A 13,711-nucleotide genomic window follows, 5' to 3' on the forward strand; every position below is an offset into this window, starting at 1 on the left:
GGTTCACCGCATCGTGATAGCGTTTGCCAAGCTATACGAAGGAGGACCCCCAGTGCGGATCACCAAGCGGACAAACATTGCCATTCGGGCGCTCATGTTCTGCGCGGTCAATATGGACCGTCGCGTTACCAAACATGACATCGCCGAAGCCTGCAATTCGTCGGAAAACCATCTGGGTCAGATCGTGAACCAGCTGTCACAACTGGGCTTTCTGGAAACCACCCGTGGTCGCGGGGGCGGATTGGCGCTGGCCCGCAAGCCTGCCGAAATCTCGATCGGAGAGGTTTTCCGCAAGCTCGAGGCCGATGTGCCTGTGGCCGAATGCTTTGCCGATGTGGACAACACCTGCCCGCTGACCAATGCCTGCCGCCTGAAAACGGCGATCTCGGACGCGCTGGACGCGTTCTATTCCCACATGGAAAGCATCACGCTAGATGCGCTGACCTGCGATAACCATGCGCTGGAAACCATGCTGGCGATGACGCCCCATTGCTCGACCCCGGCGCGGCGTCCGGCGATCGAGGTCTGATCATTCGGCGGGGGCGAAGCCCTCGATCAGGTGGCGAAGGCCCAAGGCTGCTCCTCCCAGGATTGCGGCCATCGTCACCGGCGCCGAATAGCTGAGCAGGGACATGGCCGTCAGGCCCTGACCCACGGTGCAGCCCAGAGCAATCACCGCACCAACGCCCATCAGGATCGCGCCGATGATCTGGCGGCGCAGTTCACGCGGGTCCTCGCACGCCTCCCAGCGGAAGTGACCCAGCATGAAGCTGCCGATCAGCGCGCCGGTCCAGACCCCTAGCACCGAGCCCACCGCAAAGGAGGGCGCGTGGGTGGACCCGAGCATCGCATAAAGCATTGCCTCGCCCACGGGGGCCGAGAAGTTGTGAGAGACGACAGGGACGACCTCGAACCCGTTGTGTTCGACCCAGCCGGTGCCGATCCAGCCAGACGCAATCGCCAGCCCCACAACCGCACCCCAGATAACGGATTTGCGGTTTTTGCGCATACGCTGGGGCCAGACAGAAAACGTCAAGATCGCCAGACCGGCGGTCACGCCGACGGCCCAAGGGGCGACCGGCAGCACGCGGGATAGCCCGTGCGCGATCCCTTGGGGGGCGCTGGCGGGCAGGCGGGGGAAGACCGCGTCAAAGACGAATGCGGCGGGGCCATAGAGCGTCCCGTAGGCCGAGATGCCCACGACCACCACGATCAGGAACGAGCGCAGATCGCCGCCCCCCAGACGCGCCAACGCGCCATAACCGCAGTTGCCAGCCATCGCCATGCCATAGCCGAACATGCCGCCCCCGATCACAGAGGCCCAAGGCAACCATTTGGTTTTCAGGTAGAAACCGGCGGTGGGGTCGAACATCCCAAAGGCCGCCGCTGCATAGATGAGGGTCATCGCGACCCCGATGGCCACGCCCCACATGCGCAGTCGAATGTCGCTACCGCCGTAGAAATAGTCCTCGATCGCGCCAAGGGTGCAAAACCGCCCCAAACGTGCGGCCAACCCCAAGAGTAAGCCGCCCAATGCGCCGATCAGTGCAACCAAGGTTGCATCGGATATCCCGTCGATCATCGGAACCCTCCCCAAGCCCAATGACGGCCGGGAGATCCCGGCAGATTTTCGTGTCCGTTAGTTACTCGCCTTCACAGAACACTTCGTAAACGCGTTCTAGGATACGACGCGGACGGTCATCTGCCAAACTATAATATATCGTTTTGCCATCGCGGCGGGGCACAACCAGCCCCTCGAGGCGCAGGCGCGACAGCTGTTGGGATACGGCGGCCTGACGGGCGGCCAGCAGTTCCTCAAGCTCGGTCACGGATTTTTCGCCCTCGACCAGATGGCAGAGGATCATCAGACGGCCCTCGTGGCTGATCGCCTTGAGGAAGTTGGCCGCAGTGGTCGCACGCTCGACCATGCGGTCCATTTCGAAATCGGTGAGGTCTTCGGTGATGGCAGGAAGGGGCATGAGGGGGAACCTACTCTTTATCGAACGTCACGAACCGCCGCTTGATACGGCGTTTGCGGGGGTTAGGCCAGTGTGGTCAGCGACCATTTTCTCGACCAACGGCCAGAAAAAGTGCTCTCCGGCATAGCCTTCGAGTCTGGCCAGTTCGCGCCCTTCGTCAACCAAGAGGAAGGTCGGAGTAAACACGACAGGGCGCGTGATCTCGAAATCTGCGGTGTCCAGAGACGTCAGCTGGACGGTTCGAAGGGGGGCAGAGACCGAGACAGGGGTTTTCGGGTAGATGGGCCCGATTTCTTTGTGCCAGCGGGCGCAATAGGCGCATCCGACCTGCTCGACCATAACCAGTTCGGCCGCGGGAACGGCGAACGGAACCAGTGCAAGCGCACCGGCAAAAACGGCTTTGGCAAACAAACGCGGCATCCTTGTGAACCCGATTGACAGCTTCTGATAAGCATGTAATCAAATATTTGAATAAATCAAGGAATATCACATGCTGGATGTCACCTATGCGGGGGCATTGCTGGCGGGGCTGCTGTCGTTTTTCACGCCGTGCATCCTGCCAATGGTTCCGTTTTACCTGAGCTATATGGCTGGCCTGTCCGTGGCGGAACTGCGCGGGGACGGGGGCATCGAAACGGGTGCGCGCCTGCGTCTGATCCGGTCGGCGGTGGCCTTTGCCCTTGGAGTGACTACGATTTTCGTCCTGCTCGGGGTGGGGGCGACGGCGGTGGGGCAGGCGTTTGCTCAGTGGAAGCAGCCGCTGAGTTATGTGGCGGCGGCGGTGCTGTTCGTGTTCGGCCTGCACTTTCTGGGGGTCTTCAAGATCGGCCTTCTGTACCGCGAGGCTCGCATGGAAAGCCGCGCGAACCCCGCGTCGATGGGCGGAGCCTATGTGATGGGGTTGGCCTTTGGCTTTGGCTGGACGCCCTGTGTGGGGCCCGCGCTGGCGTCGATCCTGATGGTGGCCAGCGGCATGGGCGATCTGTGGCAGGGCGGGGCCTTGCTGTTCGTCTATGGCATGGGGATGACCGCGCCGTTCATCGTGGCCGCGTTCTTTGCGGGGCCGTTTCTGGCTTGGGCCCAGCGGAACCGCAAATATCTGGGCTACGTCGAGAAACTGATGGGGGTCATGCTGATCGTCTTTGCGGTGCTGATTGCCACCAATGCAGTGAACCTGATCGCGGCCCTGATGATCGAGTGGTTCCCGTCTTTCACGTCTTTGGGCTGACGACACCGGCCCGCCTTGTCATCTGGGAGGAATGACATGTTCACACGACTAAGCGCCCTTGCGGCGATGATCTGTCTGGCACTGCCGGTTTCGGCGGCCACGATGGGGGATGACGGTCTGCACAAGGCCGACTGGATGCACGACACCTTCAAGGACCTGCGCGAGGATCTGGCCGAGGCCAATTCCGAGGGCAAGCGCCTGATGGTGATCATTGAGCAGCGCGGCTGCATCTACTGCAAGAAAATGCACGAAGAGGTCTTTCCCGTCCCCGAGATCGAATCCCTGCTGACGGACCGGTTTTTCGTTGTACAGCTCAACATGTTTGGCGACGTCGAGGTCACGGATTTCGACGGAACTACCCTTTCGGAGAAAGAGACTATCCAACGTTGGGGTATGCTGTTCACCCCAACCGTGATGTTCTTTCCCGAAGAGGTTCCCGAAGGCACCAAGGCCCCCCAAGTTGCGGTGGCCACCATGCCTGGAGCCTTTGGAAAAGGTACTACGTTCAATATGTTGAACTGGGTTCTTGAGAAGGGCTACGAGGGCGACGAGCCCTTCCAGAAGTACCTTCAACGCAAACTTGCCGAGTGATCAGACACGGGCGCGGGGCTACGCTGCACTGCAACATATTATAAAATTCACTTAGTTGAATTTGTTGTTGCGTCAAAGGTGCGCGGTGTTCTACAGTATACGCAGACTACCAGCGGAAGAATGGTAGCCAGGGAGGAAACATGAAGCTTTCATTTGCACTTGCGGCGGTGGCCGCATGCTATGCCGGCGTGGCGTTCGCAGAAGATGTCGCGCCTGCAGACGTCCAGTACACCGATGAAGGGGCCATTGCTGCCTCGCTGTCCGGCGCCGCCGGGGACGCAGCGAATGGCAAAAAGGTCATGTCCACCAAGAGCAAGGGCAACTGCGTCGCCTGCCACGCCATCTCGGCGATGGCGGATGTTCCGTTCCACGGCGAAGTCGGCCCGACGCTGGATGGCGTTGCCACCCGCTGGGACGAAGCGCACCTGCGCGGCATCGTGGCGAACGCCAAGAAAACCTATGAGGGCACCATCATGCCCGCCTTCTACAAGAACGACGGCTATATCCGCCCGGGCGATGCCTACACCGGCAAAGCGCCCACCGAGGCGCTGACCCCGCTGCTGACCGCGCAGGAAGTCGAAGACGTCGTCGCTTACCTGATGACGCTCAAAGACTAAGCGTCCCTGATCCAAGGAGAGAGACATGCAATTTACCCGACGCGACACACTCGCACTGGGCGCAGGGGCCGCTGCACTGGCCATGCTGCCCTTCCGCGTGGCCGCAGCGACCGCAGACGAGCGCATTGCCGAATTCACCGGCGGCGCAGAGGCCAAAGCTGACGGCATCACCCTGACCGCGCCCGAAATCGCGGAAAACGGCAACACCGTTCCGATCACCGTCGATGCCCCCGGCGCAACCAGCATCCTGCTGCTGGCGACCGGCAACCCGACCCCCGGTGTGGCCCAGTACAACTTTGGCCCGCTGTCGGGTTCGCGCGTTGTGACCACCCGCATCCGTCTGGCCGGCACCCAGGACGTGGTCGCTCTGGCCAAGTTCGAGGATGGCTCGATCGCCAAGGCGTCTTCCACCGTCAAAGTGACCATCGGCGGCTGCGGCGGCTGATCTGCCCCTGACCGAACCCAACGCATTTCTCAGGAGAGACCACTATGGCAAACGATGTACGCCCCCGCGTCAAGGTCCCCAAATCCGCTTCGGCAGGCGAGACCGTCACGCTCAAGACCCTGATCAGCCACCCGATGGAGTCTGGCCAGCGCAAAGACAAAGAAGGCAACCTGATCCCCCGTTCGATCATCAACCGTTTTACCTGCGAGTTTAACGGCCAGATGGTCATCGACGTGACCATGGAGCCCGCGATCTCGACCAACCCTTACTTCGAGTTTGACGCGACCGTCGCCGAAGCCGGTGAATTCAAGTTCACCTGGTACGACGATGACGGCTCTGTCTACGAAGACAAGAAACCGATCGCCGTTAGCTAATGCGAGACGCGGAGTGAGCAGAGAGCATAACTCTGCCGCTCCGTTCACTGGCTTCAGGGAGGAATGAATGACCAAGCAAGTAACTAGCAAGGTACTGATCGCATTGGGGTTTGCCGCAAGCACCCTGGCGATTGCCACCAGCGCCCATGCCACCGATCCGACCGAACCGCTGGTCGTGAACGGCGAGATCGAAATCGTGACCCACACCGCGGCTCCTGCGCATCTGGAAGGACTCAAGACCATCCAGTCGGGCTGGGAATTCCGCACCCCCGAAACGCAGGACCTGCAGCGCGACGACTTTGACAACCCCGGCATGATCGGCGTGGATAACGCCCGCGAAGCCTGGAACACCGTCGAAGGCACCGCCGAGAAAAGCTGCGCCTCCTGCCACGAGGCGCCCGAGTCTCTGGCCGGTGTCCGCGCTGTCTATCCCAAGTGGAACGACAAGGCCGAAGAAGTCCGCACGCTGGAAATGCAGATCAACGGGTGCCGCACCGAAAACATGGGCGCCGAGGCTCTGGATTACACCGACAACAAGATGACCGAGATGGTCGCGCTGCTGTCGGCCGTGTCGCGCGGTATGCCGGTGAACGTTGCCATCGACGGCCCCGCCCAAGCGATGTGGGAAAAGGGCAAAGAGATGTACTACACCCGCACCGGCCAGCTGGAGCTGTCCTGCGCGAACTGCCACGAAGACAACTATGACAACCTGATCCGCGCAGACCACCTGTCGCAGGGCATGATCAACGGCTTCCCGGCCTATCGTCTGGGGGATGCCAAGCTGATCGCCGTTCACACCCGCTTCAAGGGCTGTGTTCGCGACACCCGCGCGGAAACCTACAAACCCGGCAGCCCCGAATTCGTGGCGCTGGAGCTTTATGTCGCCTCGCGCGGCAACGGCCTGTCGGTCGAAGGCCCGTCGGTCCGCAACTAATCAACGACAATACCCAAAGACCAAACTTCTCCTTGGCCCGTGCATGAGTGCACGGGGCAGGGAGCCTTTGTTCCAAACGATCTGATAACCGGAGTCAGCAACACATGATTTCCCGCCGCGATTTTCTTCAGGCCTCGATGGCCGCCACCGCACTGGTCGGGGCGTCGGGTTTCGGCAATTGGAGCCGACTGGCAGCGCAGCAGGCGCTGACGCAGGACCAACTGCTGCAATTCGATACCTTCGGGAATATCTCGCTGATCCACGTCACCGATATTCACGCGCAGCTGAAACCGATCTACTTCCGCGAGCCCGAAGTGAACATCGGTGTGGGCGACGCGCGCGGGCACGTGCCCCACATCACCGGCGCCGATTTCCGAAAGCTTTACGGCATCGCGGACGGCTCGCCCAACCACTATGCGCTCAGCTATAACGACTTTTCTTCGCTGGCCAAAACCTATGGCAAGATGGGCGGCATGGACCGCGTGGCGACCGTGATCAACGCGATCCGCGCCGATCGTCCCGACGCGATCCTGCTGGATGGCGGCGACACGTGGCACGGGTCCTACACCTGCTACCACACCCAAGGCCAGGACATGGTCAATGTCATGAACGCCCTGAAGCCGGACGCGATGACCTTCCACTGGGAGTTCACTCTGGGCTCCGAGCGGGTGAACGAACTGGTCTCGGGCCTGCCGTTCGACGCACTGGCGCAGAACATCTTTGACGCCGAGTGGGACGAACCCGCCGAGCTGTTCAAGCCCTATAAGTTCTTTGAACGAGGTGGAGCCAAGATCGCTGTGATCGGTCAGGCCTTCCCCTATATGCCGATTGCGAACCCCGGCTGGATGTTCCCCGAATACAGCTTTGGCATCCGCGACGAGAATATGCAGGCCATGGTGGACGAAGTCCGTGGCATGGGCGCGCAACTGGTTGTCGTGCTGTCGCACAACGGCTTTGACGTGGACCGCCACATGGCCAGCCTTGTCAGCGGCATCGATGTGATCCTGTCGGGCCACACCCATGATGCGCTGCCCGAACCCGTTCTGGTGGGCGACACGATCATCGTGGCCTCCGGGTCCAACGGCAAGTTCGTCAGCCGCGTCGATCTGGACGTGCGCGATGGCCGCATGATGGGCTTCCGCCACAAGCTGATCCCGATCTTCTCGGACGTGATCGCCCCCGATGCCGAGGTTGCCTCGCTGATCGACGAACAGCGCGCGCCCTACAAGGACAAGCTGGAAGAGGTCATCGGCCACACAGACTCGCTGCTCTATCGCCGTGGTAACTTCAACGGTACGTGGGATGATCTGATCTGTGACGCCCTGCTGTCCGAGCGTGAGGCCGATATCGCCATGTCGCCCGGCGTGCGCTGGGGCCCCTCGGTTCTGCCCGGTCAGGCGATCACCCGCGAGGATCTGTGGAACGTCACCTCGATGACCTACCCCAAGGCTTATCGCACCGAAATGACCGGCGAATTCATCCATACCATCATGGAAGACGTGGCCGACAACATCTTCAACCCGAACCCCTATTACCAGCAGGGCGGCGACATGGTCCGCATGGGTGGTCTGGGTTACCGCATCGATGTGAACCAGCCTCAGGGCAGCCGGATCAGCGAACTGACCCTGCTGAAAACCGGAGAAAAGCTGGACCCCGCAAAGTCTTACGTTGTTGCCGGTTGGGCCAGCGTGAACGAGGGCACCGAAGGCCCCGAAATCTGGGACGTGGTCGAAAGCCACATCCGCAAGAAGGGCACCGTCGTGGTCGAGCCCAACACCAGCGTGCAGGTGGTGGGCGCCTGACGCGCCCGCTGGAACCAAATTTTTTTACCCCGAAGAATTCACGAAACAGAATTCTTCGATCTGATGAAAAGGAGCAAAGGACATGACATCCAGCTTCAAGGGCCCCAAACCGTCGCGCCGCCAGTTTCTGGCGGGGGCGGCTGTGATCGGGGCAGGGGCCGCCGCCGGTGCCCGCGCCGCGACGCCCGATCCGCTGATCACCGAGGTCCAGCCTTGGGCCCAAGGCTTGGGCGAGGGCGTGGACGCCACCCCTTATGGCCTGCCGATCAAGTTCGAACAGGACGTGGTGCGCCGCAACGTGCCGTGGCTGACTGCGGACCCGATCAGCTCGATCAACTTTACGCCCATCCACGCGCTGGACGGCACCATCACCCCGCAGGGCTGCGCGTTTGAACGACACCACTCGGGTGCGATCGAGCTGTCCAAGGATGACTACCGCCTGATGATCAACGGTCTGGTGGACCGTCCGCTGGTCTTTACCTACGCGGATCTGGAACGCTTTCCCCGTGAGCAGCACGTGTACTTCTGCGAATGCGCGGCGAACACCGGCATGGAATGGGCGGGCGCTCAGCTGAACGGCGCGCAGTTCACCCACGGTATGATCCACAACATGGAATACACCGGCGTGCCCCTGCGCACCCTGCTGAACGAGGCTGGCATCCAGACCGAGGGCAAGTGGGTCTATGTCGAGGGCGCGGATGCGTCGTCGAACGGCCGCTCGATCCCGCTGGAAAAAGCGCTGGACGATGTTCTGGTCGCCTTCAAAGCCAACGGCGAGGCCCTGCGCAAAGAGCATGGCTACCCCGTGCGTCTGGTCGTTCCCGGTTGGGAAGGCAATATGTGGGTCAAATGGCTGCGCCGCATCGAGGTCACCGATCAGGCGGTCGAAAGCCGCGAGGAAACCTCGAAATACACCGACACTCTGGCGGATGGCACCAGCCGCAAGTGGACTTGGGTTATGGACGCCAAATCGGTCGTCACCAGCCCCAGCCCGCAGGCCCCCATCAAGCACGGCACCGGCCCCTTGGTCATCACCGGTCTGGCTTGGTCCGGCCACGGCAAGATCACCCGCGTGGACGTCTCCATCGACGGTGGCAAAACGTGGCAAGAGGCCCGTCTGGCGTCGGAGTCCGGAAACAAGGCGCTGGCGCGCTTCTATCTGGACATCAACTGGGATGGCTCGGAAATGCTGCTGCAATCGCGCGCCATGGACGAGACCGGCTATGTCCAGCCGACCAAGAAGCAGCTGCGCGAAGTGCGCGGTCTGAACTCGGTCTACCACAACAACTGCATCCAGACCTGGCATGTGAAATCGAACGGAGAGGCAGAAAATGTCGAAGTCTCTTAAGTTTTTCGGCAGCGCCGCCATTGGCGCCCTGATGCTGACCACGGCCACCCAAGTGCTGGCCGAGGACGCGAAATTCGGTCTGGGCCGCGACGCTCTGCCTGAAGAGATTGCCGCATGGAATCTGGACGTTAGCCCCGATGGCACCGGCCTGCCCGAAGGCTCGGGCGATGTTCTGACCGGCGAGGAAGTCTTTGCCGAGAACTGCGCCGTCTGCCACGGTGACTTTGCCGAGGGCCGCGACAACTGGCCCAAGCTGGCGGGCGGGGACGGCACCCTTGCCGATGACGATCCGCTGAAAACCGTGGGCAGCTACTGGCCGTACCTGTCGACGACCTTTGACTACGTTCACCGCTCGATGCCCTTTGGCAATGCCCAAAGCCTGAGCGCGGACGATGTCTATGCGATCGTGGCCTACATCCTTTATTCGAACGACATGGTCGACGAGGATTTCGTGCTGTCCAAGGAGACCTTCCTTGACGTGCAGATGAACAACGCCGATGGCTTTATCATCGACGACCGCGCCGAGACCGAATACCCGATCTGGCGCACCGAGCCTTGCATGGAAAACTGCAAGGACACCGTCGAGATCACCATGCGCGCCACCGTTCTGGACGTGACCCCGGACCACGGCGCTGACGATCAGGCCGCCGAAGCGCCCGCTGCAGAACCCGCAGCAGAGCCCGCCGCCGAGCCTGAACAGAAGGCCGAGATGACTGCCGCCCCCGAGGCCCCCGCAGCCGAGGCGCCCGCCGTCATCGACATGGCGCTGGCCGAAGCAGGCGAGAAGGTCTTCAAAAAGTGCAAGGCCTGCCACAAGGTCGGTGACGGTGCCAAAAACGGCTCTGGTCCCCAGCTGAACGGCGTTGTGGGCCGCGACGTAGCCAGCGCGGACGGGTTCAAATACTCGGGCGCGATGACCGACCACGGCGGCGTCTGGACCCCCGATCGTCTGGCGGCCTTCCTTGCCAATCCCAAAGCCGAGGTGAAGGGCACCAAGATGTCCTTTGCCGGTCTGAAGAAAGAGGATGACATCGCTGCGGTGATCGAATTCCTCAAGACCACAGGCCAGTAACCGGTGCGCGGGATCGCGACATATCTGGGGGCAGCGGCGGTCTTCGCCGCTGCCTTTGTGCATCAGGCACAGGCAGAAGAGGTCGCGGCCCCGCTGGGGGATCCGGCACGCGGTGAAAAGGTGTTCCGCAAATGCGCGGGATGCCACGCCGTGGGGGCAGAGGCCGCCAACAAGGTCGGCCCGCAGCTCAATGGTCTGTTCGGGCGGACCGCTGGCACCGCGCCCGATTTCACCTACTCGGACGGTTTGGCCCGAGAGGGGCGCAACGGGCTGGTCTGGGACTATGATCACCTTGATGCCTATCTAGAGAACCCCAAGGCCCTTGTCAGCGACACCCGCATGAATTTCCGCGGGCTGAAGGACGCGCAGGACCGCCACGATGTGCTGGCCTACTTGCGCCAGTTCTCGGACAACCCGCGCGATATCCCCGAAGCCGAACCCACCGCCCTATCCAAAGAAGTAGATCTATCCGCCGAAGTGCTGGCTATCGTGGGGGACCCTGCCTACGGAGAATACCTCTCAAGTGAATGCAGCACATGCCACCAGAGAAATGGCAGTGACCAAGGCATCCCGTCCATCACGGGTTGGCCCACCGAGGATTTCGTTGTGGCCATGCATGCCTACAAAGCAAAAGTCCGGCCCCATCCTGTTATGCAAATGATGGCGGGGCGCCTGTCGGACGAAGAGATCGCGGCGCTGGCCGCGTACTTTGCAGAGCTCGGACACTGAATTCATCGGGCCGCACAAACAGGGAGGAAAGACTATGAAGCTGAACAGACGTTCTTTCATCGCCGCGGGGGCCGCCACAGCCGGCTTTGCTGCCCCCATGCTCCGCGCCGCGGGAAAACCCCGTGTGGTCGTCATTGGCGGCGGCGCAGGCGGGGCGACCGTGGCCCGCTATGTGGCCAAGGACAGCAAGGGGGCCATCGACGTCACCCTGATCGAGCCTACGCGCCACTACTACACCTGTTTCTTCTCCAACCTTTATCTGGGCGGTTTCCGCGATATCGAGAGCCTTGGCTATTCCTATGGCAAGCTGGCCTCGGGCGGGGTGAATGTGGTCCACGACTGGGCCATCGGCATCGACCGCGATGCCAAGACCGTGGCGCTGGCGGGTGGGGGCACCGTGCCCTATGACCGTCTGGTGCTGGCCCCCGGTATCGACTTTGTCGAGGGCGCCGTGCCCGGCTGGTCCGTTGCGGCGCAAAACAAGATGCCCCATGCGTACAAGGGCGGCAGCCAGACCGAACTGCTGAAGGCGCAGATCGACGCCATGCCGCAGGGCGGGACCTATGTGATGGTCGCGCCGCCGAACCCCTATCGCTGCCCTCCGGGCCCGTACGAGCGGATCAGCATGGTCGCGCACACGCTCAAGGCCAATAATCCCACCGCCAAGATCATCATCGTTGATCCCAAAGAGAAATTCTCGAAACAGGCTCTGTTCGAAGAGGGCTGGGACACCCATTACAGCGGCATGATCGAACGGCTTGGCCCCGATTTCGGCGGCGACAAGGTCGAGGTGAACCCCGACGATATGACCGTCAACGTGGACGGCGAAATCATCAAGGCCGATGTCTGCAACGTCATTCCCGCGATGAAGGCGGGGCGCGTCTGTGACATGGCGGGCGTGAACGATGGCAACTGGGCTCCGGTCAACGGCCACACCATGCAAAGCCGTATGGACGAGAATATCCACGTGCTTGGCGATGCCTGTGCGCAGGGGGACATGCCCAAATCCGGCTTCTCGGCCAACTCTCAGGCCAAGGTCGCGGCGATGGCCATTCGCGGGGCGCTTACTGGGTCCAAGGTGTTTCCGGCCAAGTTCTCGAACACATGCTGGTCGCTCATCGACGCCGATGACGGGGTCAAGGTCGGCGCGACCTATGAGGCGACCGACGAAAAGATCGCCAAAGTGGATGGGTTCATATCCCAAACGGGTGAAGACGCCACTTTGCGTAAAGCAACCTATGAAGAGTCCGTTGGATGGTATGCGGGCATTACTGCGGACATCTTCGGCTAGGGCCAAACGGACAACACAAAAGGGGCGCGGGTCACGCTGCGCCCCCAGACAGGGACAGAGGCACGTATGGACTATAACCACTTTTTCACCGGCGCTTTGGATGACCTGCGCGCTCAGGGCAATTACCGCCATTTCGCGGATCTGGAACGCCGGACCGGTGATTTCCCCCATGCCACCCATCGCGACGCTGCGGGTAACGAACGCCCCGTGACGATCTGGTGTTCGAATGACTATCTGGGGATGGGCCAACACCCCGACGTTCTGGCCGCGATGCACAATGCGCTGGACCGCTGCGGCGCGGGCGCGGGCGGCACGCGCAACATCTCTGGCACGACCCATGACCACGTGTTGCTGGAGCGCGAACTGGCCGATCTGCATGGCAAAGAAGCGGCGCTGCTGTTCACCAGCGGCTATGTGTCGAACTGGGCAGCATTGGGGACCTTGGCCGCGAAAATCCCGAACTGTGTGATCCTGTCGGACGCGCTGAACCACGCCTCGATGATCGAGGGGATGCGCCATTCCCGTGCGCAGCGCGTGATCTGGAAGCACAATGATATGAATGACTTGCGCGCGCATCTTGAGGCATTGCCCAAAGGTCAGCCCAAGATCATCGCCTTTGAATCCGTCTACTCGATGGATGGTGATATCGCCCCGATTTCCGAGATTTGCGATTTGGCCGAGGAGTTCGGCGCACTGACCTATCTGGACGAGGTGCACGCTGTCGGCATGTACGGCCCCCGCGGTGGCGGCGTGGCCGAGCGGGACGGCGTGATGCATCGCGTGGACATCATTCAGGGCACTCTGGGCAAAGCCTTTGGCGTGGTGGGCGGCTACATCACCGGCACCGCAGGTATGGTCGATTTCGTGCGCAGTTTTGCCAGCGGGTTCATCTTTACCACCGCTTTGCCGCCGAGCGTGGCTGCGGGGGCGGCGGCCTCGATCCGGCATCTGAAATCCAGCAGCACCGAGCGGGAAAAGCAGCAGGCCCGCGTGGCCGAACTGCGCGCCCGTCTGGACGAGATCGGCATCCCCCATATCCCGAACCCAAGCCACATCATTCCGGTGATGGTCGGCGATCCGGTCAAGTGCAAGTTCATCTCGGACAAGCTGCTGATGGATCACGGGGTCTACATCCAGCCGATCAACTATCCCACCGTCCCCAAAGGGACCGAGCGTCTGCGCATCACCCCCAGCCCCGTGCATTCGGACGAGGACATGGACCGTCTGGTGACCGCGCTTGGCGATCTGTGGGCCCAGTGCCGGTTGGCAAGGGCTCCGATGGCGGCGGAATGATCCCTCTG

General features: G+C 61.7%; 16 protein-coding genes. 13 read left to right on the plus strand and 3 right to left on the minus strand.

What is annotated here, in order from left to right; translation table 11 throughout:
• Nucleotides 1–52: 52 nt before the first annotated feature.
• A complete protein-coding gene (locus tag HJ536_RS05085; RefSeq protein WP_176854085.1) occupies nt 53–529 on the plus strand; it encodes an Rrf2 family transcriptional regulator in 477 nt (158 codons plus the stop codon).
• Here the strand turns inward: HJ536_RS05085 and HJ536_RS05090 are convergent, their stop codons facing one another.
• From HJ536_RS05090 to HJ536_RS05100, 3 genes are all read right to left on the minus strand, one after another.
• The gene (locus HJ536_RS05090) at nt 530–1,582 is read right to left on the minus strand and encodes a YeeE/YedE family protein (protein ID WP_177156919.1); all 1,053 of its coding nucleotides are present in this window, start codon (nt 1,580–1,582) and stop codon (nt 530–532) included.
• Nucleotides 1,583–1,643: 61 nt separating this feature from the next.
• Nucleotides 1,644–1,979: an ArsR/SmtB family transcription factor gene (locus tag HJ536_RS05095; RefSeq protein ID WP_176854087.1), complete on the minus strand. Its 336-nt coding sequence runs from the start codon at nt 1,977–1,979 to the stop codon at nt 1,644–1,646.
• Between the two features lie 27 nt (nt 1,980–2,006).
• Nucleotides 2,007–2,399 (minus strand): thioredoxin domain-containing protein, encoded by a 393-nt coding sequence (locus HJ536_RS05100; protein ID WP_228028643.1) that lies wholly within the window; start codon nt 2,397–2,399, stop codon nt 2,007–2,009.
• Nucleotides 2,400–2,469: 70 nt separating this feature from the next.
• Between HJ536_RS05100 and HJ536_RS05105 the strand changes: the two genes are divergently transcribed.
• From HJ536_RS05105 to hemA, 12 genes are all read left to right on the plus strand, one after another.
• Nucleotides 2,470–3,207 (plus strand): cytochrome c biogenesis CcdA family protein, encoded by a 738-nt coding sequence (locus tag HJ536_RS05105; protein WP_177156920.1) that lies wholly within the window; start codon nt 2,470–2,472, stop codon nt 3,205–3,207.
• Nucleotides 3,208–3,243: 36 nt separating this feature from the next.
• Nucleotides 3,244–3,798, plus strand: coding sequence for a SoxW family protein (locus HJ536_RS05110; RefSeq protein WP_177156921.1), 555 nt, complete (start codon nt 3,244–3,246; stop codon nt 3,796–3,798).
• Between the two features lie 140 nt (nt 3,799–3,938).
• Nucleotides 3,939–4,415, plus strand: a complete 477-nt coding sequence (soxX, locus tag HJ536_RS05115) for a sulfur oxidation c-type cytochrome SoxX (RefSeq protein WP_176854091.1) — start codon at nt 3,939–3,941, stop codon at nt 4,413–4,415.
• A gap of 25 nt (nt 4,416–4,440) precedes the next feature.
• Entirely contained in the window at nt 4,441–4,860 is a 420-nt protein-coding gene (soxY, locus tag HJ536_RS05120) for a thiosulfate oxidation carrier protein SoxY (protein ID WP_177156922.1), read from the plus strand.
• A gap of 44 nt (nt 4,861–4,904) precedes the next feature.
• Nucleotides 4,905–5,234 carry a thiosulfate oxidation carrier complex protein SoxZ gene (gene soxZ, locus HJ536_RS05125; RefSeq protein WP_176854093.1) on the plus strand — a complete coding sequence of 110 codons (330 nt, stop codon included), beginning with the start codon at nt 4,905–4,907 and terminating at the stop codon, nt 5,232–5,234.
• Between the two features lie 67 nt (nt 5,235–5,301).
• Nucleotides 5,302–6,168 carry a sulfur oxidation c-type cytochrome SoxA gene (gene soxA / locus HJ536_RS05130; protein WP_176854094.1) on the plus strand — a complete coding sequence of 289 codons (867 nt, stop codon included), beginning with the start codon at nt 5,302–5,304 and terminating at the stop codon, nt 6,166–6,168.
• 104 nt (nt 6,169–6,272) lie between these two features.
• On the plus strand, nt 6,273–7,970 hold the full coding sequence (gene soxB, locus HJ536_RS05135; RefSeq protein WP_176854095.1) for a thiosulfohydrolase SoxB: 1,698 nt from the start codon (nt 6,273–6,275) through the stop codon (nt 7,968–7,970).
• Nucleotides 7,971–8,052: 82 nt separating this feature from the next.
• Complete coding sequence (soxC, locus tag HJ536_RS05140) at nt 8,053–9,318, plus strand: sulfite dehydrogenase (protein ID WP_176854096.1); 1,266 nt, start codon at nt 8,053–8,055, stop codon at nt 9,316–9,318.
• Nucleotides 9,302–10,390: a c-type cytochrome gene (locus HJ536_RS05145; protein ID WP_177156923.1), complete on the plus strand. Its 1,089-nt coding sequence runs from the start codon at nt 9,302–9,304 to the stop codon at nt 10,388–10,390. Before soxC ends, HJ536_RS05145 begins: the two co-directional genes overlap by 17 nt.
• 12 nt (nt 10,391–10,402) lie before the next feature.
• Complete coding sequence (locus HJ536_RS05150) at nt 10,403–11,119, plus strand: c-type cytochrome (protein ID WP_420811088.1); 717 nt, start codon at nt 10,403–10,405, stop codon at nt 11,117–11,119.
• Between the two features lie 34 nt (nt 11,120–11,153).
• The gene (locus HJ536_RS05155) at nt 11,154–12,410 is read left to right on the plus strand and encodes an NAD(P)/FAD-dependent oxidoreductase (protein WP_177156924.1); all 1,257 of its coding nucleotides are present in this window, start codon (nt 11,154–11,156) and stop codon (nt 12,408–12,410) included.
• 66 nt (nt 12,411–12,476) lie between these two features.
• Nucleotides 12,477–13,703, plus strand: a complete 1,227-nt coding sequence (gene hemA / locus HJ536_RS05160) for a 5-aminolevulinate synthase (RefSeq protein ID WP_177156925.1) — start codon at nt 12,477–12,479, stop codon at nt 13,701–13,703.
• Nucleotides 13,704–13,711 lie beyond the last annotated feature (8 nt).

It is taken from the genome of Donghicola mangrovi, assembly GCF_013377535.1.
GTDB classification, from domain to species: Bacteria; Pseudomonadota; Alphaproteobacteria; order Rhodobacterales; family Rhodobacteraceae; genus Donghicola; species Donghicola mangrovi.

Bases quoted from the DNA above. Each gene is read 5' to 3' on its own strand.
- HJ536_RS05100 (WP_228028643.1), bottom strand. From the start codon at position 2,399: ATGCCGCGTTTGTTTGCCAAAGCCGTTTTTGCCGGTGCGCTTGCACTG.
- soxC (WP_176854096.1), top strand. From the start codon at position 8,053: ATGACATCCAGCTTCAAGGGCCCCAAACCGTCGCGCCGCCAGTTTCTG.
- HJ536_RS05110 (WP_177156921.1), top strand. From the start codon at position 3,244: ATGTTCACACGACTAAGCGCCCTTGCGGCGATGATCTGTCTGGCACTG.
- HJ536_RS05105 (WP_177156920.1), top strand. From the start codon at position 2,470: ATGCTGGATGTCACCTATGCGGGGGCATTGCTGGCGGGGCTGCTGTCG.
- HJ536_RS05155 (WP_177156924.1), top strand. From the start codon at position 11,154: ATGAAGCTGAACAGACGTTCTTTCATCGCCGCGGGGGCCGCCACAGCC.
- soxA (WP_176854094.1), top strand. From the start codon at position 5,302: ATGACCAAGCAAGTAACTAGCAAGGTACTGATCGCATTGGGGTTTGCC.
- soxZ (WP_176854093.1), top strand. From the start codon at position 4,905: ATGGCAAACGATGTACGCCCCCGCGTCAAGGTCCCCAAATCCGCTTCG.
- HJ536_RS05095 (WP_176854087.1), bottom strand. From the start codon at position 1,979: ATGCCCCTTCCTGCCATCACCGAAGACCTCACCGATTTCGAAATGGAC.
- hemA (WP_177156925.1), top strand. From the start codon at position 12,477: ATGGACTATAACCACTTTTTCACCGGCGCTTTGGATGACCTGCGCGCT.
- soxY (WP_177156922.1), top strand. From the start codon at position 4,441: ATGCAATTTACCCGACGCGACACACTCGCACTGGGCGCAGGGGCCGCT.
- HJ536_RS05090 (WP_177156919.1), bottom strand. From the start codon at position 1,582: ATGATCGACGGGATATCCGATGCAACCTTGGTTGCACTGATCGGCGCA.
- soxX (WP_176854091.1), top strand. From the start codon at position 3,939: ATGAAGCTTTCATTTGCACTTGCGGCGGTGGCCGCATGCTATGCCGGC.
- HJ536_RS05145 (WP_177156923.1), top strand. From the start codon at position 9,302: ATGTCGAAGTCTCTTAAGTTTTTCGGCAGCGCCGCCATTGGCGCCCTG.
- soxB (WP_176854095.1), top strand. From the start codon at position 6,273: ATGATTTCCCGCCGCGATTTTCTTCAGGCCTCGATGGCCGCCACCGCA.